This is a genomic window from Microbacterium sp. NPDC064978 (genome assembly GCF_044543605.1).
In the GTDB taxonomy this organism is placed as follows: domain Bacteria; phylum Actinomycetota; class Actinomycetes; order Actinomycetales; family Microbacteriaceae; genus Microbacterium; species Microbacterium meiriae.
This window is the reverse complement of the sequence record NZ_JBITWF010000001.1, coordinates 931,386-957,236: the sequence shown is the minus strand read 5'-3', so window position 1 is coordinate 957,236 and position 25,851 is coordinate 931,386. Positions and strand designations below refer to the sequence as shown.

Here is a 25,851-nt window from a genome sequence, read left to right as displayed (position 1 = left end):
GGTCGAGGGGGTGCGTCGTGACGAACAGGCGTCAGCCCGTGTAGGTCTCGACCTTCACGATCTCGACGCTGATCGAGCGGCCGTTCGGCGCCTCGTACGACGAGGACTCACCGACCTTGAGGCCGAGGATCGCCTGGCCCAGCGGGCTGGCCTCGCTGTAGACGTCGAGGTCGCTGCCGGCGGCGGCGATCTCGCGGCTGCCGAGGAGGAAGACCTCCTCGCCGCCCGCGACGACCGCGGTCACGACAGTGCCCGGCTCGACGATGCCGCGGCTGGCGGGAGCCTCGCCCACCTTCGCGGTCTTCAGCAGCGCCTCCAGGGTGCGGATGCGCGCCTCCTGCTTGCCCTGCTCGTCCTTCGCCGCGTGGTAGCCGCCGTTCTCCTTGAGGTCGCCCTCCTCGCGGGCCGCCTCGATGCGCTTGGCGATCTCGTCGCGGCCGACGGTGGAGAGGTGTTCCAGCTCGGCGACGAGCCGGTCGTAGGCTTCCTGCGTGAGGAAGGGGACCTGAGCATCGGTGGACATGACGAAGCTCCTTCTATCGGGATCCCGCCGAGATGCCGCGGGGGATATGCCAAGACGCCCCGGCACGGTGCCGGGGCGTCGTCTGTCTGGCATCAGTCTAGGCGACCCAGCAGGTGTTCACCAAACCTGTCGTGGCCTCCGCGACGGTCGGGATGCGCTCCGCACGGGTGAGCGAGTGGGCGTCTCCGGCCGGGATCTGCACGATCTTCCAGCCCACGACACCGAACTCCTCGTCGAGGGCTTCGAGCACGCAGACGACGTCCTTGCCCTGGACGCCGGTGACCTGGAAGCGGAGGTCGACGGCATGCTCGTCCACGAGTTCGAAGCCCAGGTCGTCGGCATCGACGGAGCTCATCGACTGACTCACGGTGGACCAGGCGAGGGCGGCGAGGAGGAGCAGGGCGACGGCCCCGGCGAGGAACCACGGCCACCGACGGCGGCGGGTGCGGCCGTAGCGTTCGTCGAGCTGGAGGGCGGTCGTCACAGGTGGGGTCTTCCGGTCGTTAGGCTGGTGTTACCAGGTTATGCGACCTGCGTACGAAAGGCCGATTCATGCGCTTCCTCTCCGAGACTCCGATGCCGACACCGTCGATGACGGTGGCTCCGGAGTCGGTCACGCCGGGCTTCGCCGGCTTCGCGGTGATCGTCTTCGTGCTCATCGCCGTGATCCTGCTGATCTGGGACATGAACCGCCGGATCCGCCGGGTGCGGTACCGCGAAGAGGTCCGCGAGGAGCTCGACGCGGAAGAAGCCGCCCGCGCCGCCGAGAACGCCGCGGACGACGGTCGCACCGCACCGGAAGCTCCGGCCGCGTCCGATGAGGAGCCGCGCGAGCGCTGACCCCGGCTCAGGGCGCGCCGAGCGACGGCGACAGCGGGTGCAGGGCGATCAGCAGGCACGCCGTCCAGTGGCACAGGAACGCCAGAACAGTGCACACGTGGAAGATCTCGTGGAAGCCGAAGTGTCCGGGCCAGGGGTTCGGCTTCTTCAGCGCGTAGACGATGGCGCCGCCCGTGTAGAGCAGACCGCCGACGATCACGAGGACCATCATGGCGACGTTGGCGTCGAGCAGGTCGACGATGTACATCACCGCGGCCCAGCCGAGCAGCAGGTACAGCGCGACGTAGAGCCAGCGCGGCGCGTGGATCCAGAACACCCGGAAGAGGATGCCGAGCAGGGCTCCGCTCCAGACCAGCGTCAGCAGCAGGACGCCCTTCGCCGGCGGCAGCGCCAGGGTCGCGAGCGGCGTGTACGTGCCGGCGATGAGCAGCAGGATGTTCGCATGGTCGATCCGCTTGAGGATGCCCTTGACCCGCGGCCGCCAGTTGAAGCGGTGGTACACGGCCGAGTTCCCGAACAGCAGCAGCGAGGTGGCCATGAAGACCACCGCGGCCCACTTCGCCGCGGCGCCCTGCGACACGGCGACGAGGACGATGCCGGCGACGAGCGCGACGGGGAACGTGCCGGCGTGGATCCAGCCGCGCCAGGTCGGTTTGATCTCGGTCGCCGCATCGGCGGCCGCGGCTTCGAGCAGCGGCAGCTGTGGGACGTCGGCGCCGGTCTGGTCGGAAGTGCTCACGTGCTCACTCTAAGCGGCTGCGCATGCCCCGCCCCGTACATGTCCCCAGGTTCTGCACCGGCGCGGAAGACCGGGGCAGGGTAGCGTAGGTGGGTGATGTCACGCGAGAGCCCGGGGCGGGGACCGCTGTACCGGCTGTACACCAGCCGGCTGCGTCGTCAGCTCGATCCGGCCTCCGTTCCGCACCATGTCGCGATGATGATCGACGGCAATCGCCGGTGGGCGCGGCAGCTCGGATTCGACACCCCGGCCGAAGGGCACCGTGCGGGGGCGGCCAAGATGCAGGAGTTTCTCGGCTGGTGCGATGAGCTCGGGGTACGGGTCGTCTCGCTCTACCTCCTGTCCAGCGACAACCTCCGCAAACGGGACTCGGCCGAGCTCGCCGACCTCATCGAGATCATCGCGGAACTCGCCGAGGCGCTATCCCAGAAGGGGAACTGGCGGGTCAAGCACGTCGGCCGCTCCGACATCCTCCCCGTCGAACTGGCACGGGTGCTCGCCGACGCGGAGGAGCGGACGAAGGACCACACCGGACTGCACGTGAACCTCGCGGTCGGCTACGGCGGCCGGAACGAGATCGTCGACGCGGTGCGCAGCATCATCACGAAGCATGAGGCATCGGGTGGCACGCTGGAAGACCTCGCGGCGCACCTCACTCCGGAGATGATCGGGGAGCACCTCTACACGGGCGGCCAGCCCGACCCCGACCTCGTGATCCGCACGAGCGGCGAGCAGCGGCTGAGCGACTTCCTGCTGTGGCAGAGCGCGCACAGCGAGTTCTACTTCGTCGAGGCCCTGGGGCCGGACCTCCGCCAGGTCGACTTCCTCCGCGCGATCCGCGACTACGCCGACCGCGACCGCCGATTCGGACGCTGATCCGGACGCTGATCCGGGAACCGCGCGCGCGTGTCACAATGACGCAGTGAGCTCCTTCGACGACTACATCGGAACGTTCGACGCCGAGCCCGGCTACCTGAACTGGGCGGCGTTCGGCCCCGTGTCACCCTCGGTCCGTGCCGAGGTGTTCGCGGACGCGGACCTGCTCGGCAGCGGTCGGCCGTCGTCGCTGGCCCTCGTGGGAGAGCGGATCGGGCAGGCGCAGGAGGTCATCGCCGAACTCCTCGGCGCGGACGCCGCGGAGGTCACGCTGCAGCCGTCGTCGACGCACGGCCTCATGCACGCGCTCTACGGGGTCTCCGGCGCGGTCGTCGCGAGCACGGCGGAGTTCCCGAGTGTGAGCCTCACTCTGGAGCGCGCGGCGACCGCGTCCGGCCGCGCGGTCACACCACGGTGGATCACGCCCGAGGACGGACGGGTCACTCCCGACGCCGTCAGTGCTGTCCTCGACGACGAGGTCGTCGCCCTCGCCGTCAGCCACGTCGACTTCCGCACCGGCTACCGTGCCGACCTCGCCGCGCTGCGTGACGTCCTCGGCCCGGACCGCCTCCTCATCGTCGATGCCGTGCAGTCCTTCGGTGTGATCGACGCCGACTACAGCGTCGCGGACGCCGTCGTCGGGCACGGGTACAAGTGGCTGCGCGCGGGCCGGGGCACCGGGTTCGCCTGGTTCTCGCCGCAGGCGCGCGAGCGCATCGCGCCCGTGCTCTCCGGCATCACCGGGACGACGGCGAGCGGACTCTTCGTCGACGAGCTGCCTGCCCCGGCACCGGACGCGAAGGCGTACACGATCAGCGTGCCGGACACGCTCGCCGCCGGCCGGCTCTCAACCGGCGCACGCGATGTCAGGGACGCCGGCGTCGCGACCATCGAAGAGCGGGTCTCCGCGCAGGTGGACGCGGTGATCGAGACCGCCGACCGCCATGGGATCGCCGTCGTCTCCCCGCGCGACCGCACCGAGCGCGCGGGGATCGTCGCCCTCGCACCGGAGGAACCCGCTCGGCTCGCGGCGGCCCTCGCGAACGCCGGACTGGTCGTCACGGCGCGTGGCGAGTCGATCCGCGTCGCACCGCACGCGGGCACCGACGCCGAGACCCTCGCACTGCTCGATGAGACCCTCGGCGCGTTCGGCAAGGAATCGTTCATCGTCCCGTAACGAATCGCTGGCGTGTCTTGTTCGTGGAAAACGCCCGGGCGGTCGTACCTTCAAGGCATCGGGCAAGGCGCCCGGTCGGGTCGGCCTCAGGTTCGCGACTCGTGACCCCCTGGTCGACTCGTTCGAATAGCCGGGAATCCCCGGGTCGGGAGTGGGTCGTGACCACACGTTCAGCGCAGCAGTCCACCAGCACCGCGCAGCAGTCCACCCGTCAGACGACGAGACAGGCCGCGGCCGCAGAACCCGATCAGGATCTGCGCACCTACGTCCTCGACACCTCGGTCCTGCTGAGCGATCCGCAGGCGCTCTTCCGCTTCGCGGAGCATTCCGTGGTGCTCCCGGTGGTCGTCATCACCGAACTCGAGGGCAAGCGGCACGACCCGGAGATCGGCTACTTCGCCCGCCAGGCGCTGCGTCACCTCGACGACCTCCGCGTCGAGCACGGCCGCCTCGACTTCCCGGTGGAGGTCGGCGAGGGCGGCACCCTCCGCGTGGAGCTCGGCAACGCCGACCTCTCGGTGCTCCCGGCCGGCATCCGCCTCAGTGACAATGACAGCCGCATCCTCTCCGTGGCGATGCACCTCGCGCAGGACGGCCAGGACGTGACCATCGTGTCGAAGGATCTCCCGATGCGGGTGAAGGCCGCGTCCCTCGGGCTGCGTGCCGAGGAGTATCTCGCGGAGCAGGCCGTCGACTCGGGCTGGACGGGTATCGCCACCCTCGACCTCTCCGGCGATGACATCAGCGACCTCTATGAGAGCGAGGTCGGGATCAGTGAGGACGTGCACGGGCTCCCCGTCAACACCGGCCTCATCATCCACTCCGAGCGCGGATCGGCCCTCGGTCGGGTCACCGGTGACGGCGAGTTCCGGCTCGTCCGCGGGGACCGGGACATCTTCGGCATGCACGGGCGCTCCGCCGAACAGCGCATCGCGATCGACCTGCTCCTCGACCCCGAGGTGGGCATCGTGTCGCTGGGCGGACGCGCGGGCACCGGCAAGTCCGCGCTGGCGCTGTGCGCGGGTCTGGAGGCCGTGCTGGAGCGGCAGCAGCAGAAGAAGATCATCGTGTTCCGTCCGCTGTTCGCCGTCGGGGGCCAGGAGCTCGGATACCTCCCGGGCGACCAGGGGGAGAAGATGAACCCCTGGGGCCAGGCGGTGTACGACACCCTCGGCTCCGTCGTCTCCGGGAACGTCATCGACGAGGTCGTGGAGCGCGGGTTGCTGGAGGTCATGCCGCTCACCCACATCCGCGGACGGTCCCTGCACGACGCCTTCGTGATCGTGGATGAGGCGCAGTCCCTGGAGCGGAACGTGCTGCTCACGGTGCTCAGCCGGATGGGCCAGAACTCCCGGGTGATCCTCACCCACGACGTCGGGCAGCGCGACAACCTCCGGGTCGGTCGGCACGACGGCATCGCGAGCGTCATCGAGACCCTCAAGGGACACGGCCTCTTCGGACACGTCACGCTGACCCGCTCGGAGCGCTCCGCCATCGCCGCCCTCGTCACGGACCTCCTGGAGGGCGGCGAGCTCAGCTGACCCGATCCGTGCGGGCGGGCTCTGCACGACCCGGGCCCGCCCGCACGATCGCGTCCCGGCCGCACGATCTCGTCCCGCCTGTTGGCCCCACCGGCCTCTTCGATCGTGCATCCATGTCGGGCTCGTGCACCTGGAGGTCCAGACGTCACGTCACACGAGCGGGTGGATACACGCTCCCGTCGGGATACACGATCTCCCGGATGCACGATCCGACGACAGTGGTGGGTCGATCAGGGGTGTTCCGTCGTGCAGGCGTACCCAGCTCGTGCATCCGTCCCGCGGGCCCTCGGACGTCGGTAGCGACACCTGCACGATCCTGCACCGTCGGCCGGCGCCCGGGGCCAGAGGGGTCGTGCACGCGGAACGGGGTCGTGCAGGTGGAACGGGGCCGTACGGGCGGAACGGGGCCGTGCGGGCGGAACCGCGGTCAGACGCGGTCGCGGGCCCGGCGCAGAGCCCCTTCGATCGCAGCCTGAACCATGGGCCAGTCGTGCACGACCTGGGCGTAGTCGAAGCGCAGCGTCTCGTACCCGAGTCGCGATGCCGCAGCATCGCGGGAGAGATCGCGGTGACGCATCTCGGGAGCACCGTGGTGCTCGCGGCCGTCGACCTCGATGATGAGGCGACCGTCGACAACGAAATCGACGCGGCCGACACCGGGGATCGAGACCTGCGTCGCGAGGTGGACGCCGAGGATGTGGAGACGGAGGCGCAGGAGGGATTCCAGACCGCTGTCCGCGTCGGAACGGGCGAAGTCCACGAGCCAACGCGCGGACCGGGGCAGCGCGGCGCGGATCCGGGCTCGTGCGGTCCGCCCGATCAGTCCCTGCCGCCAGCCCGACTCGAAGGACACGAAGAAAGCCTCGTCACCCTCGCACACGTGCAGGTGCCGGAGCGCGTCTTCGACAGCCACGATGCCGAACCGGGTGCGTCCCTCGAAATGATGCGGGATGCACCGGCACTCGATGTGCGGGTGCGCGCGCCCGTTGCGACCGAGCCAGACGTGCGGCGCATCGCTCTCCGACAGCACCCAGACTCCGTGGGCACGTAGCGCGGTGCCGCAGCTGATGGCCCCTCCGTGGGCAGCCGCCGTGAGCACCGTCGCGTCGAGGTCGTGGGTGGCGAACACCCCCGCGCGGACCCGATGGATCCGGCCGGCGCGCACCGCGCGGGACAAGGCGGAGCGGGAGATTCCGAAAGTCCCGAGGTCGCGACCGCGGGCGATGCCTCCGAGACGGTGAAGGGTCGAGACGGGATCGAGCATTCGCCGATTCTGCGTCCTCCGGCGTCACGGCGGGGGCCGAAGGGCGTCGTGGGGACGAGTCGGGATGTCCGGGGATACGTGGAGGAAGAGTCACCTGCACGATCCGGAGCCGCGGGTAGTCCTGATCCGGGGATTCCGTCGTGCAGACGGAACGTGGTCGTGCATCCGAGGTGGGAACGAGAACGGGATCGGAGAACGGGACGGTGCCGGAAACGACGGATGCCGCGGGGACCGAGGTCCTCGCGGCATCCGTCTTCGAGCGTGGATCAGCCCGGGTGGGTCATCGACAGCAGGTCGAGCTTCTCGTCCAGCTGCTCGAGGGTGAGCTCGCCGCGCTCGACGTAGCCGAGGTCGATCACGGCGTCGCGCACCGTGATGCCCTTGGCGACCGAGTGCTTGGCGATCTTCGCCGCGGCTTCGTAGCCGATGAGCTTGTTCAGGGGCGTCACGATCGACGGGCTCATACCCGCGAAGGCCGCCGCCCGCTCGACGTTCGCCTGCAGGCCGTCGATCGTCTTGTCTGCGAGCACCCGCGAGGCGTTCGACAGCAGACGGATCGACTCGAGCACCGCGGTGCCCATGACCGGGATGGCGACGTTCAGCTCGAACGAGCCGGAGGCGCCGGCCCAGGCGACCGTGGCGTCGTTGCCGATGACCCGCGCGCACACCATGAGCACGGCCTCGGGCACGACGGGGTTGACCTTGCCCGGCATGATCGACGACCCCGGCTGCAGGTCGGGGATGTGCAGCTCGCCGAGACCGGTGTTGGGGCCGGAGCCCATCCAGCGCAGGTCGTTGTTGATCTTCGTGAGCGACACGGCGATCGTGCGGAGTGCGCCGGAGGCCTCGACGAGACCGTCGCGGTTCGCCTGCGCCTCGAAGTGGTCCTTCGCCTCGGTGATCGGCAGCTCGGTCTCGGCCGCGAGCAGCTCGATGACCTTCTGCGGGAATCCGAGGGGAGTGTTGATCCCGGTGCCGACGGCGGTGCCGCCCAGGGGCACCTCCGCCACGCGGGGGAGCGCCGACTGCACGCGCTCGATGCCCAGACGGATCTGGCGGGCGTAGCCGCCGAACTCCTGGCCGAGCGTGACGGGCGTCGCGTCCATGAGGTGCGTGCGGCCGGACTTGACCGCGTCCTTCCAGAGCTCCGCCTTGGCCTCGAGCGCGACCGCGAGGTGGTCGAGCGCGGGGATCAGGGTGTCGATGAGCGCCTGGGTGACCGCGATGTGCACCGAGGTCGGGAACACGTCGTTCGACGACTGCGAGGCGTTCACGTGGTCGTTGGGGTGCACGGTCGATCCGAGGATGCGGCTCGCGAGCGTCGCCAGGACCTCGTTCATGTTCATGTTCGACGAGGTGCCGGAGCCGGTCTGGTAGGTGTCGACCGGGAACTCGCCGTCGTGTGCGCCGGATGCGACCTGGTCGGCGGCCTGCGCGATGGCATCGGCGATGGCGCCGTCGAGGGTGCCGAGCTCCTTGTTGGCCAGGGCGGCGGCCTTCTTGATACGCGCGAGTGCGGCGATCTGCGTCGACTCCAGGCCCTTGCCGGAGATCGGGAAGTTCTCCACGGCGCGCTGCGTCTGCGCCCCGTAGAGCGCGTTCACGGGCACTCGCACCTCACCCATGGTGTCGTGTTCGATGCGGTACTCGGTGTCGGTCATTCCGAACCCTCCTTGGTTGCGGGGTCGATCCCCTCGGCTTCGATGCCGACCGTGACGACGGGCGCTGCCTCGCCCTCGGCCAGACGATAGTTGGCGCCGACGATGCCGAGACGGCCTTCGGCGACGGCGTTGCTGATGATCTCGGACGACTGCAGCAGGTCGTTGACGGTGTTGCGCAGGTGCTCGCGGCCGACGAGCTCCGCATCGATGTCGGCCACCGTGCCGCCGCCGCTCTCCGCGAGGACCTTGCGGGCGGCAGGGACGATCGGCGCGATGAGCTTCCAGATGTGCGGGGGGAGCGGGTCGGCGTCGATGGCCGTGCCGTCGATGGCGGCACGCACCGCACCGCAGGAGTCGTGCGCGAGGACCACGATGAGCGGCACCTCGAGAACGGCGACCGCGTACTCCAGGCTCGCCACGATCGACTCGCCGATCACCTGTCCGGCGTTGCGCACGACGAAGAGGTCGCCGAGGCCGAGGTCGAAGATGATCTCGGCGGCGAGACGGGAGTCCGAGCAGCCGAACAGCGTCGCGACCGGGTGCTGGGCCGCGGTGAGGTCCTTGCGGCGGTCGACGTTCTGGTTCGGGTGCTGGGGCTCGTCGCGGACGAAGCGACGGTTGCCGTCCTGCATCTGCTTCCAGGCGGCGGCGGGGGTCAGCGGGTGGGTCATCGGGCCTCCGAGACGGTGCGGATCTGGGGGATGAGCGACTCCGCGAGCTCGGCGGTGGAGTCTGCGGAGCGGGAGCCGTAGAGGAGCACGTAGTCGTCGCCGGCCTGGGTGCCGAGGGCATAGGTGACGTTCGCCTCGGCGCCGGCGGAGCCGGGCTGGTAGACGTCCCACTCCCGGCCGCCGATGCGCACGGTGTCGGTCGGGGCGACGCCGTTCAGCCGCTGCGGGGCCCAGGAGGCGTCGGCGTCGAACGCCTGGGCGAGCTTGATGAATCCGCGCTCATCCTGCGCCGCGGGCGCGAGGGTGACCTCCCAGACCAGCGGGGCTCCGCTCTGGAGTTCGGCCGCGTTCACCCGCCAGAACTCGTCGGTCTCGGGAACGATCGCCGGGCTGCCCATGGACGACTCGACGTCGGCGGCGATGGCGGCCACGTCGATCGGCTTCGCCGCGACCGGCTCGCCGCGGGGGACGAGCGCGATGATCACGACGACGACCGCGAGGGTCACCACGAGGGCGGCGACGAGATTGCGGACCGTCTGGCTCGACCGATAGGCCTTGCTCGACGCGGCCTTGCGCGCGGCGGTCTCGTCAGGTGTCTCCGGCCGACCGAGGTCGGCGTTGATCGCGGGGCCCTTGCTCATGACGCGTCGCTCTCGTCGGCGGTGGCGGTGCGAGCGGCCTCGAGCCGGCGCTTCGCGCCGAGCAGCCACTCCTCGCAACGGGCGGCCAGGGCCTCGCCGCGCTCCCAGAGTGCGAGCGAGTGCTCGAGGGTCGGTGCCCCCTGTTCGAGCTCGGCGACGACCCGCACGAGCTCGTCACGGGCCGCCTCGAACGACAGCGTGTCCACGGGGGTGTCGTTCACGGCGCTCACTCCTCCATCCTACGTCGTGCCTCGGACGCCTCCCGCTCAGGCGTCCTCCGCGATCTCGCCCTCCGAGCGCACCGCCAACGACCCTCGGTCCACCGTGAGCGTCAGCGCACTGCCCGCGGGCGCATCGGCTGCATCGCGGAGGATGACACCGCCCTCGAGGTGTGCGATCGCGTAGCCGCGGGCCAGGGTGGCGGCGGGGGACAGGGCGCGCAGCGAGGCGCGCAACTCGCTGGTCCGGCGGCCGGCGTCGTCGAGCTGCCGGGTGACCGCGTCGCGGCCACGGGCGAGGAGCAGGAAGGTCTCCTGCGCGCGCGTGTCGATGATCGGAGCGGGGGAGCGCAGCACGGGACGGGACCGCAGCTGCTCCAGCTGTGCGATGTCGTGCGAGAGGCGCTGGGTGAGGCGCGTCGTGGCGCGGGACCGGAGCTGCGCGATGAGCGCGCGCTGCTCCCCGACGTCCGGAACGACGCGCTTGGCGGCGTCGGTCGGCGTCGACGCGCGCAGATCGGCGACGTCGTCGAGGAGGGGATGGTCGTTCTCATGGCCGATGGCGCTGACCACCGGCGTGGAGGCCGCCGCGACGGCGCGGACCAGGCGCTCGTCGCTGAAGCCGAGGAGGGTCTGCGGGTCGCCGCCGCCGCGCGCGATGATGATGACGTCGACCTCGGGGTCGGCGTCGAGACGGGCCAACGCGGCCAGGGTGTCCGGCACGCAGCGGTCGCCCTGCACGGCGGCGTACGCGGTCTTGAACCGTACCTGCGGCCAGCGCAGCTCGGCGTTGCGGTGCACGTCCTTCTCGGCGTCGGAGCGCTCGCCGGTGATGAGGCCGATGACGTGGGGGAGGAACGGCAGGCGCTTCTTGCGGGCGGGGTCGAAGAGGCCCTCCTGGCGGAGCTGCACGCGCAGCCGCTCCAGGCGTTCGAGCTGGTCGCCGAGCCCGACGTGCTTCATGGCGGAGACCGCGAAGCTGAAGTCGCCGGAGCGAACGAAGTAGTCGGCCTTGACGGCGGCGACGACGTGATCGCCCACACCCAGGTCGGCGGGGATGCGGCCGCGCACGCTCGACCAGACGCGGATGGAGATCTGCGCGTCGGAGCGGGTGTCCTTGAGGCGGGCGAAGACGTTCCCGGCGCGGACGTTCCACGAGGTGATCTCGCCCTCGACCCAGACCGTGTTCCAGCGGGCCACGAAGTCGCGGATGGTGGCGTTCAGTCGGGCCACGGACGTCGGCGCCTGGGCGGTGGAGTCGCGCGGGGCCACGGCATCCGCCGGCGGCGTCTCGCCCGGTCCTGTCGCCGCTTCGAAGACTGTCATCTGCTCCCGTTCCTGCCCGCGCGCTCACCGGCCCCGTCCAGCCGCGCGACGGTAGAATCGAGGGGTGACTTCGACTGCCGTTCATCTTCCCGCTCCTCGCATCCCACGAGTGCGCGCCGCGGCCGGGCGGCTTCAGGATAACCCGGTGCCCGGACACAAGCGCGTCCTGCTCGCCGCCCCCCGCGGATACTGTGCAGGGGTGGACCGCGCGGTGGTCGCTGTGGAGAAGGCGCTCGAGCGCTACGGTGCCCCCGTGTACGTCCGCAAGCAGATCGTGCACAACATCCACGTCGTGACGGAGCTCGAGGCCAAGGGCGCGATCTTCGTCGAAGAGGTCGACGAGGTGCCCGAGGGGGCGCATGTCGTCTTCAGCGCGCACGGCGTCTCCCCGGCCGTCGTCAATGCCGCATCGGATCGCGGCCTCCACGCGATCGACGCGACCTGCCCGCTCGTCACCAAGGTCCACCGCGAGGCCGTGCGCTTCGCCCGGGACGACTTCGAGATCCTGCTCATCGGCCACGACGGCCACGAGGAGGTCGAGGGAACCGCGGGGGAGGCCCCGGACCACGTCACCGTCGTGAACTCGCCGGAAGAGGCCGACACCGTGCAGGTGAAGGACCCGTCGAAGGTCGTGTGGCTGTCGCAGACGACGCTCTCGGTCGACGAGACGATGGAGACGGTGAACAGGCTCCGCACCCGCTTCCCCGAGCTGCACAACCCGCCGTCCGACGACATCTGCTACGCCACGCAGAACCGGCAGGTCGCCATCAAGAAGGTCGCCCAGGGCGCCGATCTCGTGATCGTGGTCGGATCGGCCAACTCGTCCAACAGCGTCCGGCTCGTCGAGGTCGCCCTCGAGTACGGCGCCAAGGCCGCCTACCGCGTGGACTACGCCGAGGAGATCCGCCAGGAGTGGCTCGACGGGGTGGAGACCGTGGGCGTCACCAGCGGTGCGTCGGTGCCCGAGGTTCTCGTGCGCGAGGTGCTCGACGCGATCGGCGATGCCGGGTACCGCGACGTGGAAGAGGTCAAGACGGCGGAGGAGGACCTCATGTTCTCGCTGCCGAAGGAGCTCCGTCAGGATGCCGCGGGTCAGCGCGACGCGCGCGCCCTCGGCGGCCGCGCCTCCGCTGGAGGGGGTGCGTAGCGGTGAACGCCGCGGAGGCGGAGCCGACCCTCATCGGGTCCGTGCAACGCGCGCTCCGCCTCGTCGACATCGTCGCGAACTCCCCACGGCCTCTTCCGGCAAAGATGCTCTCGTCGATCACGGGACTCACGCCGGGAACGACCTACAACCTCGTGCGCACGCTGGTGCATGAGGGGTATCTGAGCGCAGAGCCGGACGGACTCGTGCTGGGAGGCCGATTTCCGTCGTTCCAGCAGCAGATCGACTCGCGCGGGGTGTTCCTGGCGCGGGTGCGCGCCGCGCTGCGCGCAGTGACGGAGGACGTCGGCGCCACGGCCTACCTCTCCCGATACGCGGACGGGGAGATGCACCTCGTCGACATCGTGGACTCCGTGCGGAATCCGCGCATCGAGCTCTGGGTGGGACTGCACGCCAGTGCCCACGCCACCGCGCTCGGCAAACAGATCCTCGCGGCGCTCTCCGAGGAGGATCGCCTGGACTACCTCGCCCGGCACCGGCTCGAAGAGCTCACGCCGCGGACGATCAGCGATCGACGGACCCTCCTCACCCAGCTCGAGCAGACGCCGGGGTGGGCGGTCGACCGGGAGGAGTACGCGATCGGCGCGACGTGCGTCGCGGTGCCCGTCATAGCGCCCGGCGTCACGGCGTCGCTGGCGGTCTCCCTGCCCGCCGACCGGGCCGTCGTCAACCGCCGACTGGTGTCGAACCTGCAACGCACGGCGCGGCGGCTCTCGCTGCAGCTGGGGGCGGATGCCCTCCACACCGACGGGCCGGACGCGGAGTTCACCATCTGAATTCCGGGGCCTGGTGCGGGCATCGCGGGTTCCCTATGATCGAAGACGTAGTGGCTGACAACGCCCTACTGATCGCCTACGGCGTCCCCAGCGCCGGCGACCAACGGGATGAGGAGCGTCCCCAGCGCTCCACGTCCGCGGCCCCGAGAAGTCCCCACTTCTCCGGGGCCGCTATCGGTTGGGGCCCGGTTTCCTGAACGGCCCGCTGAGCCCCTGCCGATACCATGGCGGGATGACCGACCAGCGCCCCCGTTACGGGGAACTCGCCACGCCAGAGGAGCAGCGGAGGGCCGCGGGTCTTCCACCCCTGGCGGAGGTGGTCGCACCGACGGCGCCATCCCCGGCGCCGGCCCCGTCGGCCGCACCGCAGACGTCCGCTCCGGCGCGCCCCCACCCTGTGGACAGGTTCGCGACGATCGCACTCCTCGCCTACGGCCTCGTCAACGTCGTGGTGACCGGTCTGTCCTACCTCGACATCGTTCCCGTCATGAACCAGACCATGGGCATGCTGGGCATCGAGGGCGAGTTCACGAATTACGCCGCGGGCCGCATGTGGGGGACCATCGCCGCCGTGGTGCTCGCTGTCGGCTGGTGCGTCACCGCGGCGCTGTCCATCCGTCGCCTGCGCCGTGGCCGCGTCACATGGTGGCTCCCGGTCGTCGGGGCGGTGGTCACGGTGGGCATCGCCGCCTTCTGTCTCGTCGTACCGATGATGGGCGATCCGGCCTTCATCGCCTACCTCGACCAGGCGACCGGGACCCGCTGACCCCGCGCGCAGACACGAAAGGGGCCCGGCATGATGCCGGGCCCCTTCGTGTTCGTGCGGACGGTCAGCTCTTCGACTGGCCGTACGAGCCGAGCTGACGGGTCGACTCGACCACGCGGGCGGCCATGGCCGTCTCGGCGATCTTGCCCCAGGCGCGCGGGTCGTACTGCTTCTTGTTGCCGACCTCGCCGTCGACCTTCAGCACGCCGTCGTAGTTCTTGAACATGTAGTCGGCGATGGCACGGGTGTAGGCGTACTGCGTGTCGGTGTCGATGTTCATCTTGATGACACCGTTGGCGACCGCGAGCGCGATCTCCTCGTCGGTCGAACCGGAGCCGCCGTGGAAGACGAGGTCGAGGGGCTTGGCGCCGGTGTTGTACTTCGCGGCGACCTCGGCCTGGATCTCGCCGAGAAGCTCGGGACGCAGCTTCACGCCGCCCGGCTTGTACACGCCGTGCACGTTTCCGAAGGTGAGGGCGGCGATGTACCGGCCCTGCTCGCCGAGGCCCAGTGCCTGCACGGCCTGGTCCACGTCGGCGAAGGTCGTGTAGAGGGCCTCGTTCGAGCCCTCGTGCTGCACGCCGTCCTCCTCGCCGCCGACGACGCCGATCTCGACCTCGAGGATGGCGTTGATGGCCTTCATGCGGGGGAGCAGCTCCTTGGCGATCTCGATGTTCTCGGCGAGCGGGACCGCCGAGCCGTCCCACATGTGGGACTGGAAGATCGGGTTGCGGCCGGCCTTGACCTCTTCCTCCGAGGCGGCGATGAGCGGCTCGACGAAGCCCGCGAGGGCGTCCTTCGGGCAGTGGTCGGTGTGCAGGGCGACGGTGACCGGGTAGTTCTTGGCGACCTCGGTGGCGTAGCGGGCGAAGGCGAGGGCGCCGGTCGCGCGCGCCTTGACCGTGTGGCCGGCGAAGTAGTCGGCGCCACCGGTGGTGACCTGGATGATGCCGTCGGAGCCGGCCTCGGTCAGGCCCTGGAGGACGGCGTTGATCGTCTGCGAGCTCGAGACGTTGAACGCGGGGTACGCGAAGCCGCCTGCCTTCGCGCGGTCGAGCATGTCGGCGTACTGATCCGGGGTGGCGACGGGCATGAGAACTCCTGCGGTAGGTGAAGCCGGGACAGCTGCCACTCTATCGGGGCGGGTGTGCGGCGTCGGCAGGGCGAGGCACGCCGTGGCGGTGGTTCTCCTTCGTCAGCGTTAAGAAGTGCGATTTCTTCATAGCCCGCGAGCGGAAAACGAGCCGATCGGTGCCCTCCTCGTGGCTAGGCTGGGAATCATGGTGAGTCTGACTGCCGATCTGAGTCCGCTGCGTCCCGACCGGAACCTCGCGATGGAGTTGGTGCGCGCGACCGAGGCGGCGGCGATCCGAGCCGTGCCGTTCATCGGCCGCGGGGCGAAGGAGGCCGCTGACGGTGCGGCCGTCGACGCCATGCGGGCCTTCCTCGGGACGGTCGACTTCCAGGGCCGCGTGGTGATCGGCGAGGGCGAGAAGGACAACGCCCCGATGCTCTTCAACGGCGAGGTCGTCGGGACCGGTCGCGGGCCCCTCTGCGACATCGCGGTGGACCCCATCGACGGCACGTCGCTGACCGCCGCCGGGCGGCAGAACGCCCTCTCGGTGATCGCCGTGTCCGACCGCGACACGATGCTCGACGCCTCCAGCGTCTTCTACATGGACAAGCTCGTCACGGGGCCCGCCGGTGTGGGCGTGGTGGACATCCGTCTGCCCATCGGCGAGAACATCCGCAAGCTCGCCGGTGCGCTGGACAAGCCGGTGGACGAGATCGTGGTGTCGGTGCTCAACCGCCCCCGGCACGAGCAGCTCATCCAGGAGATCCGCGACGCCGGAGCCGGAACCCGCCTCATGAGCGACGGCGATGTCGCCGGCGGCATCAACGCCGCCCGGCACGACGCCCGCACGGACATGTGCGTGGGGGTCGGCGGCAGCCCCGAGGGCATCGTCACCGCGTGTGCGATCAAGGCCCTCGGCGGTCATATCCAGGGTCGGCTCTGGCCGCGGGACGACGACGAGCGCCAGCGCGGCATCGACGCGGGGCTCGACATGGACAAGGTCTACGAAGCCGACGACCTGGTGCAGGGGAACAACACGATCTTCGTCGCGACGGGTGTCACGGACGGCCAGCTCGTGGCCGGTGTGCGGCGCGAGCGCGGCTACGTCTACACCGAGAGCGTGGTCCTGCGAGGAGCCTCCGGAACTCTGCGCCGCATCGCGTCGGAGCACCTCGTCTCGAAGTGGCTGTGAGGCCTCTCCCGCGGTGATGATCGTGGGCCGGATTCCCGCCATCGTTACCGACCCGGTATCGCCTCCTCCACGGGTCGGCCCCGGTTCGGCGAGCCGTCGTGTCACAATTGTCACTGGGTTTGTCGCCGTCGACGGAGCCGCCAGGCACCGCAGGCACAGGAGGGCGAACGCATGACAACGCAGCACACGAGCGGCTCGAAGAGCGCCGCGCCGACCAAGATCATCACGACGAACACCGGACGCATCCTCCGGGTGAGCGCCGATGCCGAAGCGGCGGCCGTGGCCCCGCCGGCACCCGTCGCGCAGCCGGCCGTCGACCCGGCTCGGCGCGCCGACGTGCTGTTCCGCGTCCGCCGCGCCGAGGGGCACGAGGTCAGTGCCTGGTGGATGATCGGCGCCTTCCTCGCCACGAGCGGCCTCGTCATCCTGCTGCTCAGTGGCGTTCCCGGCGTCGCCTGACGCCCTCGCGGCCGGTCGATCCGTCGCCGCTGTCAGTCCTCCCGGTCGGGAAGCGCGGCGGCGTGATCAAGACGCGCGCGAACCTCGCCGACATCAGCCTGCATCGCGTCGGCGGCGTCTTCGGCCTCGGTCGGGACCAGGAGCTCCGGCGCGGTGAAGCGCCGTCCGTCCGCGGTGATCGCCGGCACCGGTGCCAAGGCGTCCGCATCGACGCCGGGGAACTGGCGGGCGGTGACGAGAACCCGGGACTCCAGGGATCCGGCGAAGCGGTTGTAGCTGTCGACCGTGCGCTCGATCGCCCGACGGAGGTCGTCGGCATGACCCGCGAGCGTGCCGAGGCGCTCGTACAGCTGTGTGCCGAGTGCCAGCAGTGACCGGGCCTCGGTGGACACCTCCTGTTGGGTCCACGTGTAGGCGACCGTCTTGAGGACCGCCCAGAGGTTCACGGGAGAGGCGAGCGCCACGCGGCGGCTGAAGGCGTAGTCGAGCAGCGTGGGGTCCTCGTCGATGGCGGCGGCCAGCAGCGACTCGCTCGGCAGGAAGCAGATGACGAACTCCGGGCTCGCGTCGAGGCCCGACCAGTAGGCCTTCTTGGCGAGGGCGTCGACGTGCGCGCGCACCGCGCGGACGTGTTTCTGCATGTGGGCACGACGCTGCGGTTCGTGGGCGTCGCCGACGGGGAGCGCCGACGCCTCGAGATAAGCGTCGAGCGGCACCTTCGCGTCCACGGCGATCGACGTGCCGCCCGGCAGGCGGACCACCATGTCCGGGCGCCCCTGCCCGCGGTCGGAGGTGATCGTCGCCTGCAGGTCGAAGTCGACGTGCCTGGTCAGCCCCGCGGCCTCGACGACGCGTCGCAGCTGGGTCTCGCCCCAGACGCCGCGCGTGGAGGTGGATCGCAGCGCGCCGGCGAGCGACTCGGTGGTAGCACGGAGCGCTTCATCGGACTCCTGGGCACGTCGGAGCTGCTCGGCGAGCGTGCCGAACTGCGCCTGCCGCTCGCTCTCGATCGCAGCGACCTTGGACTGCATCTGCTGGAGGCTCTCGCGCACCGGTGCCAGGGCCTGCAGCACGGCGTTCTGCTGCTGGACACGCTGCGCTTCCGCCCGCTGCTCGGAGCGGGCGTGTTCGACCGCGTCCCGGTAGAGGTCGTACTGGCGGTCGCGGTCGTCTCGCGCCGCCGCGAGCTCAGCCTGCGTGCGCGCGATGTCGGCGGCGCTCCGTCCGGCTCGGAGGAACCAGCCGAGAGCGACGCCCGCGGCGAGGGCCACGAGCAGGAGAACGATCGACAGGGCATCCATGGCTCCATGATGCCGAGGGCCTCCGACATCGCCGGGAGGCGGCGAGGCGCGTCAGGCGACGGCGCGCTCCAGCGCCGGCACGGCGGGCTCGGTGACGCGGAGCCCGAGGGCGTCGGCGAGCCCGAACACGTCGAAGGCGCCGGCGCGGGCGGCCGCGTCGACGATGATCTGTGCGCAGGCGAGCGCATCCGCGAGCGCGTCGTGATGCGCGAACTCCGCATACCCTGCCGCCGCGGCGGCGAGCGGAAGGCGGTACGAGTCGAGCTGGTAGGTCTTCCGCGCCACCTGGAGGCTGCACAGCGAACGGTACGGCGGGCAGATCTGGCCCGTGACCTCCGTCGCCCGACGCAGCACGTTGAGGTCGAAGCCGGCGTTGTGAGCCACGAGCACGTCCGCTCCGGCGAAGGCGCACAGCCGTTCGAACTGGTCGACCCACGTGGCCGCCGAGAGCACGTGCTCGGGGCGGATGCCGTGGATGCGGACGTTCCACTCCTGGAACTCGTCATGGCCGGGCGGAGGCTGGATCAGCCAGTTCGCGGTGGCGACGACCTTCCCGTCCCGCACCCGCACGAGTCCCACGGAACACGCGGAGGCCGGGCTGGAGTTCGCGGTCTCGAAGTCGATCGCAGTGAAGTCCAGTGGCACGTCCTCACTCTCTCCCGGGCCTCCGACGTCGCTGTGCAGGCTCGCCGTATGCTGGCCACATGGCGGACGAACTGGCGAGGTCCTTCGGTGCGGCGGCCGGAAGCTACGAGGCCGGACGGCCCGAGTACCCGTTCGAGGCGGTCGCCTGGATGTTGGAACCGATGGCGGACGGTGCGCGTCGGGTCGCCGACGTCGGCGCCGGGACCGGCAAGCTCACGCGGGCGCTCGTCGCGGCTGCGGACGCCGAGGTCGTGGCGATCGACCCGGACCCCGCGATGCTCGCCGCGCTTCGCGAGGCCGTACCAGGGGTCCCCACTTTCGTCGGGACCGCCGAGGAGCTCCCACTGCCGGACGCGAGCGTGGACGCCGTGGTGCTCGGTCAGGCATGGCACTGGGTCGAGCCCGTCGCCGCCTCGGCGGAGATCGGTCGGGCGGTGCGGCCGGGCGGTGTGCTGGGACTCGTCTGGAACCTCCGCGACGAGCGCGTGGACTGGGTGCGGCGGCTCACCGACATCATGCACGGCAGCAACGCCGAGATCATGCTCGCGGCCGGCGACCCCGTGGTGGCCGAGCCGTTCGGCGCCTTGGCGCAGGAACGGTGGGAGTGGTCGCGCCCCATGACGCGGGAGCTCCTGCACCGCATGGCGGCCTCCCGCAGTGCGGTGATCACCGCCGACGAGGCCGAGAAGGACCGGATCCGTCGCGAGATGGACGCGCTGTTCGACGAGCTCGGCCTGCACGGGGACGACACGGTCGAGGTGCCGTACATGACGAGGGCGTTCCGCGCGACCCGCGGCTGAACAGGCGCCCGCGCCGTATCAGGCTGTTTCTGCGCCCTGCCGCCTGATCCCGCGTGAGTGCCTGCCCTCCGCGAGGGTGAGGAGGGGAGAGCGGCGCAGGTAGACTCGTTCCCCGTGGCTCTCACTATCGGAATCGTCGGCCTGCCCAACGTCGGCAAGTCCACCCTCTTCAACGCTCTCACCAAGAACGACGTGCTCGCGGCGAACTACCCGTTCGCGACGATCGAGCCGAACGTCGGCGTGGTGAACCTGCCCGACCCGCGGCTCGAGAAGCTCGCCGAGATCTTCGGGAGCGAGCGCATCCTGCCCGCCGCCGTGTCGTTCGTCGACATCGCGGGCATCGTCCGAGGGGCGAGCGAGGGGGAGGGCCTGGGCAACCAGTTCCTCGCGAACATCCGCGAGGCCGACGCGATCGCCCAGGTGGTGCGTGGGTTCTCCGACGACGACGTCGTGCACGTGGACGGTGCCGTGAACCCGGCGTCGGACATGGAGACCATCAACGCGGAGCTCATGCTCGCCGACCTGCAGACCGTCGAGAAGGCCATCACTCGGTACGAGAAGGAGGTGCGGGGCAAGAAGATCGACCCGTCGGTCCTCGAAGCCGCGAAGGCCGCCAAGGATGCGCTGGAGCGCGGAATTCTGCTCTCCACCAGCGGCCTCGACCTCGAGCCGATCCGCGAACTCGGGCTCCTCACGGTCAAGCCCGTCATCTTCGTCTTCAACGTCGACGAGTCCGTGCTGACCGACGACGCCCGCAAGGCCGAGCTCGCCGCCCTCGTCGCGCCGGCGCAGGCCATCTTCCTCGACGCGAAGATCGAGTCCGAGCTCAAGGACCTCGACCCCGAGGACGCCGCCGAGCTCCTCGCTTCGACAGGGCAGGACGAGTCGGGCCTCGACCAGCTCGCCCGCATCGGCTTCGACACGCTCGGCCTGCAGACCTACCTCACCGCAGGCCCGAAGGAAGCCCGCGCCTGGACCATCCCCAAGGGATCGAAGGCCCCGCAGGCCGCCGGCGTCATCCACACCGACTTCGAGAAGGGCTTCATCAAGGCCGAGATCGTGTCGTTCGACGACCTCGTCGAGACCGGTTCCGTGCAGGAGGCTCGGTCCAAGGGCAAGGCGCGCCTGGAGGGCAAGGACTACGTCATGCAGGACGGCGACGTCGTGGAGTTCCGCTTCAACAACTGAGGCAGCCGGGCCGGGCGAACACCGCTCAGCCATCGAACCGCCCCGGCGAGCGGCTCGAGCTGTCAGCAGCGGACCGGGACGCGGCGAGGCGCCCAGGGTCAGAGGGCTGATCGGGAGAGAGCACGGACCGACGCGCGCGGTCGGAGGCCCACCGTGATGAGGTGGATCGCGAACCAGATCTCGAAGGCGAAGATCGACAGGGCGCAGAGCCCGGCGACCGTCCCACCCTGCGGGATCATGTCGAACAGTTGTGCGGAGTTGCTCGCGAGTACCAGTGTGCCGCCGATGAGACCGAGCGCCGCCAGCGCGCGCGGGACGAGGCCGGTGGTGAACAGCAGCCACCCCAGGATGATCGTGTTCGCGCTGATCACCAGCCCCTGACCGACGAGGAAGGCGGCAGTGTGGAGCGCGACGAGTGTCTCCGCCATCGGTCCGGTCGCGGTCGTCGCCTGCAGCGCGAGCATCGGGAGCGTACCTGCCGCGATGAGGGCGGCTTCGAGGGCTCGCAGCGCAGCGAAGGCGGCCGCCCGGGCGGGACCGACCTGGCCCAGCAGGAGCCACAGGAGGATGCCGGTTCCGAGACATCCGCCGGCGAGGAGGAGCTCCACAGCGACGCCTCCGGTCAGTGCGCCCCCCGCGTATGCCGCGACCGCTGCGATCGAGGTGGCGTGGGTAACGAGGTAAAGGATGCCCGCGATGCGAGCGTATGTGCGGGAGCGGTCGGGCATGACATTCCTTGAGCTAGAGGTATACGCCGTACACCGACGCGCTCCTCACCCTAGGTATACGCTGTAGACGTGTCAAGTTCTCCCGTCCGCCGCCCGCTCGACCGCGAGCAGGTCCTGGCTGCGGCCGCCGCCCTGGCGGACGAAATCGGTCTCGAGCGCACGAGCATGAGGCGGGTCGCGGACGAGCTCGGGGTCACCGCGATGGCGCTCTACAAGCACGTCGCGAATCGCGAGGAGCTGATCGACGGCATGCTCGACAGGCTCGTGGCGAGCATCGGCGTCCCGGCGGGTGGTCTTCCATGGCAGGACGCGCTCCGGGAGCGCATCGGCTCGGCCCGCATGGTGATGGGCGCGCACCCATGGGCGCAGGCGGCGATCGAGACCAGGGCGGCGGCGACACCGACGGTGCTGGGGTACATGGACTCGCTCATGAACATCATGTTCGACGGGGGGCTGTCCGCGGACCTCGTGCATCACGCCATGCATGCGTTGAGCACGCGGATGTGGGGGATCACGCGGGACGTGCTGCCCACCCCCGAGGTCCCGGCGGATCCTGCGGTGCGTGCCCGGGCTCTTTCGGAGTTCGCCGTCTCGTACCCCGCGATCGTGAGGATGGCGACGACCGCCCCGCACGCCGGCGCCGCGTGTGACGACGACGCGGAGTTCGCCTTCGCGCTGGACCTCCTGATCGACGGATTCGCGCGACTGCATGAGCAGGGGTGGAGTTCCGCTCGCTGAACGCCCCGCTAGTGCCGCACCCCCGCGTCCGGCCCGTGGCGATCCTCGAACTCACGGAGCGCGCGCCTTGCGCGGCGGGTCTCGACGATACCGACGACGATCCCGGCAGCGAACACGATGATGCTGAGAACGCGCCACAACCCGGCGGGCGCATCGAGGAGGAACGCGACCGTCCAGCCGACCGTCATCACCGACGAGAACACGATCGCGTAGACGCCCCAGTTCCGCCGCCGTTCCAGTGCCATGCGCTGCTGGATGAGCGACGGCTCCGGTCCACCTGCGGGCTGGCTCATACCCGGAGGGAGGTGCCCTCGCCGCTGCCGGCAGGGATCGGGACCGCAGCGCCGGAGCGGGTGCGGAACCACAGGGTGAGTTCGAACAAAGCGCGCTCCATGGTGGAGGAGTCCGCGCCGTCGACGAGGTCGTCGAAGGAGTCGCGGAAGCCTGTGGGGGCGGCCGCGCTCCCACCGCGGAACGACCGGTAGCCCATCGACCAGTCGGAGAAGAGACGGGTGGTGATCGGCGTCTCCAGGAGGATGCGCATCGCGCGGTGACGCGGATCGTCCGCGATCGTGTCGACGAGTCGGCGTACGGCCTCGACCGGTCCTTCGAGGACCTGGAGGAAGCGCCCCTGGCGGAACAGGAGGAGACCGGTGATGTCGCGGGCCGCGTTCGACCGACGGCACTGCTCCAGAAGCTGCTCCAGGGCGGTCTCACGGAACGGCTGCGCCGCCGTGCTGGTGTAGACGAGGCGGAGCAACCCGTCGGTCATGGCCGCCGTCACCCCTGCACCAGCTCCGGGGTTCCGAGGGCGGCATCGCCCTCCGAGGGGCCGGCGTGGGCGACGACCTCCGTGGTCGCGTCGCTCAGCGTGGCGTGCAGGCCGAGCGGCTGCGCGGACGCGGAGAACGCGGCGAAGCGGCCGTCCGGCTGACGGTCGACGTAGCCGAGGAAGTCTCCGCCGCGGCTTCCTACGTGGAAGCCGTCCTCGACGCACGCCCAGAGGACATCCGATGCGGGGTGGGGGGAATCAGGCACGGCTCCACCCTACGGTGGACGGCCGACATCGCCGCGGGCCTTGCGCGCACCCGCCTCGATATGGCACACGGACCGGCGCGGCCTCAGTCGCCGGCGCGCGGGCGTCCCGGTTCCCGCCAGCGCGGCGGCACAGGTGCCGGGGTGAGCGGCTCGACGCGGTCCGGCGTCGGCAGGCTTACGGGAACCCCGGCGTGCAGGACGAGCTCCTCGTCGGCGTGCCGGATCGTCACCGGCTCCCCGGCGCTCAGTCGGTAGGTCGTCTCCGTCGGTGCGATGTCGACGTGCAGGATGCAGCCGTGCAGCCGGACTCCGAACGCGAGGCGGGTGACGCCGTCCGGAAGCTGCGGCCGGAAGGACAGGCCGTGGTCTCCCTCCCGCATACCCCCGTAGCCGGCCGTCACGCCCGTCCAGATGCCGGCGAGTGCCGCGATGTGCAGTCCCTCGTCGGTGTTGCCGTGGAGGTCGTCCAGGTCGAGGGCAGCGAGCTCGGCCAGATAGGCCGATGCCAGTTCGAGATGCCCGACCTCGGCGGCGATCACGGCCTGAGCGGCCGCGGAGAGCGAGGAGTCTCGCACGGTCAGGGCGTCGTAATAGGCGAACGCCCTGGCCTTCTCCTCCCAGGTGAACTCCTCGTGGGAGGTGTAGAGCGCCAGCACGAGGTCGGCCTGCTTCAGCACCTGCTTGCGGTAGATGTCGAAATACGGGAAGTGGCTGTGCAACGGATACTCGTCGGGCGCCGTGGCGTCGAAGTCCCACCGGGCGTGCGCGGTGAAGCCCGCCGACTGCGGGTGCACCTGTCGCTCTTCGTCGTAGAGCACGGTCATGGCGTCGGCCGCGGCCTCCCAGGCGGCGACCTCCTCCTCGTCCGCTCCCAGCGCTGCGGCGACCTCCGGGTGCCGTCGGGCGGCAGCCGCAGCCCCGCGGAGGTTCCGGCGCGCGGAGAGGTTCGTGTAGACGTTGTCGTCGACGACGGCGGTGTACTCGTCCGGGCCGGTGACGCCGTCGATGTGGAAGCCGCCGTCGTCATCCCCGCGCCCGAGGGACAGCCAGAGGCGCGCCGTCTCGACGAGGATCTCCGTGCCCGCCTCCCGCTCGAAGTCCTGGTCACCCGTCGTGCGGACGTAGTGCATCACGGCACCTGCGACGGCGGCGTTGATGTGGAAGGCCGCCGTGCTCGCGGGCCAGTAGCCGGAGCTCTCCCGGCCGTCGATCGTGCGCCAGGCGAAGGACGCGCCGCGCAGGCCGAGCGTGCGCGCCCGCTCCCTGGCGTGATCCAGCGTCGCGTGACGCCAGCGCAGTGCCTGGAGCGCGGCATCGGGAGCGGTCGAGGTGAGCACGGGGAGCACGAACGCCTCGAAGTCCCAGAACGTGTGGCCCTCGTAACCGGAGCCGGTGAGGCCCTTGCCCGGCACGGATCGGGCCTCGGCTCTCGCCGACGCCTGGAACACCTGGAACAGCGCGAAGCGCACGGCCTGCTGCAGCCGCGCATCGCCGTCGATACGGACGTCACCGCACTCCCAGTACCGATCGAGGACCGCGCGCTGACCCGCCATCAGCGCCTCCCAGCCCAGACGAGCGGCTTCCTCCACGGCCTCCTCCGCGCGGTCCCGCAGTGTCTGCGGCGCGAGGGTGGCCGACCACTCGTGTCCGATGAGCTTGACGACCTCGAGCTCCTCGCCGGGCGCGAGGTCCACGCGGATGCGCGTGCGTGCCAGGTCGTCGTCGACCTCGGTCGTCACCTCCGGAGCGCCCTCTCCGGAGACGCGCACGATGTGGTCAGCGCTCACCGCGACGCGCAGGCCGCTGCGCCGGGTGCGATGCAGCAGCGTGCTCCGCGCGCCGCGCTCCGATCCCGCGACGGCTTCCAGCGGACGGGCGAGGAGCTCCTGCACGCGCGGGTCGTCGTGGGTCGTGGGAAGCGGTTCGTTCGCGAGCAGCTCGGACAGCACGGTGATCGCGAGGGCGCCGTCGACCGCTGTCACGCGGTAGCGCACGGCGGCCAGCGACCGGTGCTCGAGGGAGACCAGACGGGTCGACGTGATGTGCACGCGACGGCCCTCCGCCGATTCCCAGTCGACCTCCCGGTGCAGGGTGCCGTCGCGGAGATCGAGGCGGCGGGTGTGCGTGTGCACCGTCCCGTGCTCGACGTCGAACGGCTCGTCGCCGACCAGCAGGCGGATGAGCTGCCCGTTCGGGACATTGATCACCGTCTGTCCGGTCTCGGGGTACCCGTACCCGTCCTCGGCATACGGCATCGGGTGCTCTTCGAACACGCCGTTGAGGTAGCTTCCCGCGACGCCTCGAGGGTCACCCTCGTCGAGGTTCCCGCGCCAGCCGACGTGGCCGTTGGAGAGACCGAAGACGGACTCCTCCTGCGCGAGATGGGCGGTGTCGACGCTCTCGATGCCGACGGCCCACGGTTCGATGGTGAAGCGCGCCGTCATCGGCGCGCCCGACCCTCGGGGCGCCCGTCCGAGGAGGAGGTGAGGATGCCGAGAAGCAT

Annotated in this window: 29 protein-coding genes; 12 read left to right on the top strand and 17 right to left on the bottom strand. The window is 70.4% G+C overall.

What is annotated here, in order from left to right:
• Positions 1-31: 31 nt before the first annotated feature.
• Together greA and ACIGJI_RS04875 are read right to left on the bottom strand one after the other, a co-directional pair.
• Positions 32-523 carry a transcription elongation factor GreA gene (greA, locus tag ACIGJI_RS04880; protein WP_136051615.1) on the bottom strand — a complete coding sequence of 164 codons (492 nt, stop codon included), beginning with the start codon at positions 521-523 and terminating at the stop codon, positions 32-34.
• A 97-nt stretch (positions 524-620) separates the two neighbouring features.
• Positions 621-1,007: a DUF4307 domain-containing protein gene (locus ACIGJI_RS04875; RefSeq protein ID WP_363445785.1), complete on the bottom strand. Its 387-nt coding sequence runs from the start codon at positions 1,005-1,007 to the stop codon at positions 621-623.
• Between the two features lie 68 nt (positions 1,008-1,075).
• Between ACIGJI_RS04875 and ACIGJI_RS04870 the strand changes: the two genes are divergently transcribed.
• Positions 1,076-1,363, top strand: coding sequence for a hypothetical protein (locus ACIGJI_RS04870; RefSeq protein WP_187663592.1), 288 nt, complete (start codon positions 1,076-1,078; stop codon positions 1,361-1,363).
• A gap of 7 nt (positions 1,364-1,370) precedes the next feature.
• On the opposite strand, the gene ACIGJI_RS04865 is transcribed toward ACIGJI_RS04870, so the two are convergent.
• A complete protein-coding gene (locus tag ACIGJI_RS04865) occupies positions 1,371-2,102 on the bottom strand; it encodes a hemolysin III family protein (RefSeq protein WP_268777787.1) in 732 nt (243 codons plus the stop codon).
• Positions 2,103-2,198: 96 nt separating this feature from the next.
• On the opposite strand from ACIGJI_RS04865, the gene ACIGJI_RS04860 reads away from it, so the two are divergent.
• From ACIGJI_RS04860 to ACIGJI_RS04850, 3 genes are all read left to right on the top strand, one after another.
• The gene (locus tag ACIGJI_RS04860) at positions 2,199-2,978 is read left to right on the top strand and encodes an isoprenyl transferase (protein WP_187664116.1); all 780 of its coding nucleotides are present in this window, start codon (positions 2,199-2,201) and stop codon (positions 2,976-2,978) included.
• A 46-nt stretch (positions 2,979-3,024) separates the two neighbouring features.
• Complete coding sequence (locus tag ACIGJI_RS04855; protein WP_363445787.1) at positions 3,025-4,155, top strand: aminotransferase class V-fold PLP-dependent enzyme; 1,131 nt, start codon at positions 3,025-3,027, stop codon at positions 4,153-4,155.
• Positions 4,156-4,313: 158 nt separating this feature from the next.
• Positions 4,314-5,696: a PhoH family protein gene (locus tag ACIGJI_RS04850; protein ID WP_370428680.1), complete on the top strand. Its 1,383-nt coding sequence runs from the start codon at positions 4,314-4,316 to the stop codon at positions 5,694-5,696.
• 427 nt (positions 5,697-6,123) lie between these two features.
• On the opposite strand, the gene ACIGJI_RS04845 is transcribed toward ACIGJI_RS04850, so the two are convergent.
• From ACIGJI_RS04845 to xseA, 6 genes are all read right to left on the bottom strand, one after another.
• Entirely contained in the window at positions 6,124-6,960 is an 837-nt protein-coding gene (locus ACIGJI_RS04845) for a DUF559 domain-containing protein (RefSeq protein WP_363445789.1), read from the bottom strand.
• 266 nt (positions 6,961-7,226) lie between these two features.
• A complete protein-coding gene (locus ACIGJI_RS04840; RefSeq protein WP_187663597.1) occupies positions 7,227-8,621 on the bottom strand; it encodes an aspartate ammonia-lyase in 1,395 nt (464 codons plus the stop codon).
• A complete protein-coding gene (locus ACIGJI_RS04835; protein WP_187663598.1) occupies positions 8,618-9,292 on the bottom strand; it encodes a carbonic anhydrase in 675 nt (224 codons plus the stop codon). Before ACIGJI_RS04835 ends, ACIGJI_RS04840 begins: the two co-directional genes overlap by 4 nt.
• Positions 9,289-9,933 (bottom strand): DUF4245 family protein, encoded by a 645-nt coding sequence (locus ACIGJI_RS04830; RefSeq protein WP_363445791.1) that lies wholly within the window; start codon positions 9,931-9,933, stop codon positions 9,289-9,291. Before ACIGJI_RS04830 ends, ACIGJI_RS04835 begins: the two co-directional genes overlap by 4 nt.
• Positions 9,930-10,163 (bottom strand): exodeoxyribonuclease VII small subunit, encoded by a 234-nt coding sequence (locus ACIGJI_RS04825; RefSeq protein WP_187663600.1) that lies wholly within the window; start codon positions 10,161-10,163, stop codon positions 9,930-9,932. The genes ACIGJI_RS04830 and ACIGJI_RS04825 overlap by 4 nt, the downstream gene beginning before the upstream one ends.
• Before the next feature lie 36 nt (positions 10,164-10,199).
• Positions 10,200-11,477 carry an exodeoxyribonuclease VII large subunit gene (gene xseA / locus ACIGJI_RS04820; protein ID WP_315638493.1) on the bottom strand — a complete coding sequence of 426 codons (1,278 nt, stop codon included), beginning with the start codon at positions 11,475-11,477 and terminating at the stop codon, positions 10,200-10,202.
• 100 nt (positions 11,478-11,577) lie between these two features.
• On the opposite strand from xseA, the gene ACIGJI_RS04815 reads away from it, so the two are divergent.
• The 3 genes from ACIGJI_RS04815 to ACIGJI_RS04805 all read left to right on the top strand — a co-directional run bounded on the left by ACIGJI_RS04815 (position 11,578) and on the right by ACIGJI_RS04805 (position 14,184).
• Positions 11,578-12,624 carry a 4-hydroxy-3-methylbut-2-enyl diphosphate reductase gene (locus tag ACIGJI_RS04815; protein ID WP_187664117.1) on the top strand — a complete coding sequence of 349 codons (1,047 nt, stop codon included), beginning with the start codon at positions 11,578-11,580 and terminating at the stop codon, positions 12,622-12,624.
• 2 nt (positions 12,625-12,626) lie between these two features.
• The gene (locus ACIGJI_RS04810) at positions 12,627-13,418 is read left to right on the top strand and encodes an IclR family transcriptional regulator (RefSeq protein ID WP_363445793.1); all 792 of its coding nucleotides are present in this window, start codon (positions 12,627-12,629) and stop codon (positions 13,416-13,418) included.
• 232 nt (positions 13,419-13,650) lie between these two features.
• Positions 13,651-14,184, top strand: a complete 534-nt coding sequence (locus ACIGJI_RS04805) for a DUF6264 family protein (protein ID WP_187663603.1) — start codon at positions 13,651-13,653, stop codon at positions 14,182-14,184.
• A 64-nt stretch (positions 14,185-14,248) separates the two neighbouring features.
• Here the strand turns inward: ACIGJI_RS04805 and fbaA are convergent, their stop codons facing one another.
• Complete coding sequence (fbaA, locus tag ACIGJI_RS04800) at positions 14,249-15,277, bottom strand: class II fructose-bisphosphate aldolase (RefSeq protein ID WP_187663604.1); 1,029 nt, start codon at positions 15,275-15,277, stop codon at positions 14,249-14,251.
• Positions 15,278-15,464: 187 nt separating this feature from the next.
• Here fbaA and glpX point away from each other — a divergent pair, with 187 nt between their 5' ends.
• Complete coding sequence (gene glpX / locus ACIGJI_RS04795; RefSeq protein ID WP_060922697.1) at positions 15,465-16,451, top strand: class II fructose-bisphosphatase; 987 nt, start codon at positions 15,465-15,467, stop codon at positions 16,449-16,451.
• Between the two features lie 171 nt (positions 16,452-16,622).
• Positions 16,623-16,910: a hypothetical protein gene (locus ACIGJI_RS04790; protein ID WP_187663605.1), complete on the top strand. Its 288-nt coding sequence runs from the start codon at positions 16,623-16,625 to the stop codon at positions 16,908-16,910.
• Positions 16,911-16,942: 32 nt separating this feature from the next.
• Here ACIGJI_RS04790 and rmuC read toward each other — a convergent pair whose 3' ends face one another.
• Together rmuC and ACIGJI_RS04780 are read right to left on the bottom strand one after the other, a co-directional pair.
• Positions 16,943-18,211, bottom strand: coding sequence for a DNA recombination protein RmuC (gene rmuC / locus ACIGJI_RS04785; RefSeq protein WP_363445795.1), 1,269 nt, complete (start codon positions 18,209-18,211; stop codon positions 16,943-16,945).
• A gap of 51 nt (positions 18,212-18,262) precedes the next feature.
• The gene (locus tag ACIGJI_RS04780) at positions 18,263-18,856 is read right to left on the bottom strand and encodes an exonuclease domain-containing protein (protein WP_363445797.1); all 594 of its coding nucleotides are present in this window, start codon (positions 18,854-18,856) and stop codon (positions 18,263-18,265) included.
• A gap of 59 nt (positions 18,857-18,915) precedes the next feature.
• On the opposite strand from ACIGJI_RS04780, the gene ACIGJI_RS04775 reads away from it, so the two are divergent.
• Positions 18,916-19,656, top strand: a complete 741-nt coding sequence (locus ACIGJI_RS04775; protein WP_363445799.1) for a class I SAM-dependent methyltransferase — start codon at positions 18,916-18,918, stop codon at positions 19,654-19,656.
• Positions 19,657-19,770: 114 nt separating this feature from the next.
• Positions 19,771-20,844 (top strand): redox-regulated ATPase YchF, encoded by a 1,074-nt coding sequence (gene ychF, locus ACIGJI_RS04770; protein ID WP_187663609.1) that lies wholly within the window; start codon positions 19,771-19,773, stop codon positions 20,842-20,844.
• 98 nt (positions 20,845-20,942) lie between these two features.
• Here the strand turns inward: ychF and ACIGJI_RS04765 are convergent, their stop codons facing one another.
• Positions 20,943-21,572 carry a DUF4386 domain-containing protein gene (locus tag ACIGJI_RS04765; protein WP_363445801.1) on the bottom strand — a complete coding sequence of 210 codons (630 nt, stop codon included), beginning with the start codon at positions 21,570-21,572 and terminating at the stop codon, positions 20,943-20,945.
• A 69-nt stretch (positions 21,573-21,641) separates the two neighbouring features.
• Here ACIGJI_RS04765 and ACIGJI_RS04760 point away from each other — a divergent pair, with 69 nt between their 5' ends.
• A complete protein-coding gene (locus tag ACIGJI_RS04760; RefSeq protein ID WP_315638481.1) occupies positions 21,642-22,310 on the top strand; it encodes a TetR/AcrR family transcriptional regulator C-terminal domain-containing protein in 669 nt (222 codons plus the stop codon).
• A gap of 8 nt (positions 22,311-22,318) precedes the next feature.
• On the opposite strand, the gene ACIGJI_RS04755 is transcribed toward ACIGJI_RS04760, so the two are convergent.
• From ACIGJI_RS04755 to ACIGJI_RS04740, 4 genes are all read right to left on the bottom strand, one after another.
• A complete protein-coding gene (locus ACIGJI_RS04755; protein WP_363445803.1) occupies positions 22,319-22,603 on the bottom strand; it encodes a hypothetical protein in 285 nt (94 codons plus the stop codon).
• Complete coding sequence (locus ACIGJI_RS04750; protein WP_259952183.1) at positions 22,600-23,082, bottom strand: BLUF domain-containing protein; 483 nt, start codon at positions 23,080-23,082, stop codon at positions 22,600-22,602. The genes ACIGJI_RS04755 and ACIGJI_RS04750 overlap by 4 nt, the downstream gene beginning before the upstream one ends.
• A gap of 8 nt (positions 23,083-23,090) precedes the next feature.
• Positions 23,091-23,348 (bottom strand): hypothetical protein, encoded by a 258-nt coding sequence (locus ACIGJI_RS04745; RefSeq protein ID WP_060923504.1) that lies wholly within the window; start codon positions 23,346-23,348, stop codon positions 23,091-23,093.
• A gap of 83 nt (positions 23,349-23,431) precedes the next feature.
• Positions 23,432-25,792 carry a glycosyl hydrolase family 65 protein gene (locus ACIGJI_RS04740; RefSeq protein ID WP_363445805.1) on the bottom strand — a complete coding sequence of 787 codons (2,361 nt, stop codon included), beginning with the start codon at positions 25,790-25,792 and terminating at the stop codon, positions 23,432-23,434.
• Positions 25,793-25,851 lie beyond the last annotated feature (59 nt).

Bases quoted from the DNA above. Each gene is read 5' to 3' on its own strand.
- greA (WP_136051615.1), bottom strand. From the start codon at position 523: ATGTCCACCGATGCTCAGGTCCCCTTCCTCACGCAGGAAGCCTACGAC.
- ACIGJI_RS04870 (WP_187663592.1), top strand. From the start codon at position 1,076: ATGCGCTTCCTCTCCGAGACTCCGATGCCGACACCGTCGATGACGGTG.
- ACIGJI_RS04860 (WP_187664116.1), top strand. From the start codon at position 2,199: ATGTCACGCGAGAGCCCGGGGCGGGGACCGCTGTACCGGCTGTACACC.
- ACIGJI_RS04845 (WP_363445789.1), bottom strand. From the start codon at position 6,960: ATGCTCGATCCCGTCTCGACCCTTCACCGTCTCGGAGGCATCGCCCGC.
- ACIGJI_RS04840 (WP_187663597.1), bottom strand. From the start codon at position 8,621: ATGACCGACACCGAGTACCGCATCGAACACGACACCATGGGTGAGGTG.
- ACIGJI_RS04835 (WP_187663598.1), bottom strand. From the start codon at position 9,292: ATGACCCACCCGCTGACCCCCGCCGCCGCCTGGAAGCAGATGCAGGAC.
- ACIGJI_RS04830 (WP_363445791.1), bottom strand. From the start codon at position 9,933: ATGAGCAAGGGCCCCGCGATCAACGCCGACCTCGGTCGGCCGGAGACA.
- xseA (WP_315638493.1), bottom strand. From the start codon at position 11,477: ATGACAGTCTTCGAAGCGGCGACAGGACCGGGCGAGACGCCGCCGGCG.
- ACIGJI_RS04805 (WP_187663603.1), top strand. From the start codon at position 13,651: ATGACCGACCAGCGCCCCCGTTACGGGGAACTCGCCACGCCAGAGGAG.
- fbaA (WP_187663604.1), bottom strand. From the start codon at position 15,277: ATGCCCGTCGCCACCCCGGATCAGTACGCCGACATGCTCGACCGCGCG.
- glpX (WP_060922697.1), top strand. From the start codon at position 15,465: ATGGTGAGTCTGACTGCCGATCTGAGTCCGCTGCGTCCCGACCGGAAC.
- ACIGJI_RS04790 (WP_187663605.1), top strand. From the start codon at position 16,623: ATGACAACGCAGCACACGAGCGGCTCGAAGAGCGCCGCGCCGACCAAG.
- rmuC (WP_363445795.1), bottom strand. From the start codon at position 18,211: ATGGATGCCCTGTCGATCGTTCTCCTGCTCGTGGCCCTCGCCGCGGGC.
- ACIGJI_RS04775 (WP_363445799.1), top strand. From the start codon at position 18,916: ATGGCGGACGAACTGGCGAGGTCCTTCGGTGCGGCGGCCGGAAGCTAC.
- ACIGJI_RS04765 (WP_363445801.1), bottom strand. From the start codon at position 21,572: ATGCCCGACCGCTCCCGCACATACGCTCGCATCGCGGGCATCCTTTAC.
- ACIGJI_RS04755 (WP_363445803.1), bottom strand. From the start codon at position 22,603: ATGAGCCAGCCCGCAGGTGGACCGGAGCCGTCGCTCATCCAGCAGCGC.
- ACIGJI_RS04750 (WP_259952183.1), bottom strand. From the start codon at position 23,082: ATGACCGACGGGTTGCTCCGCCTCGTCTACACCAGCACGGCGGCGCAG.
- ACIGJI_RS04740 (WP_363445805.1), bottom strand. From the start codon at position 25,792: ATGACGGCGCGCTTCACCATCGAACCGTGGGCCGTCGGCATCGAGAGC.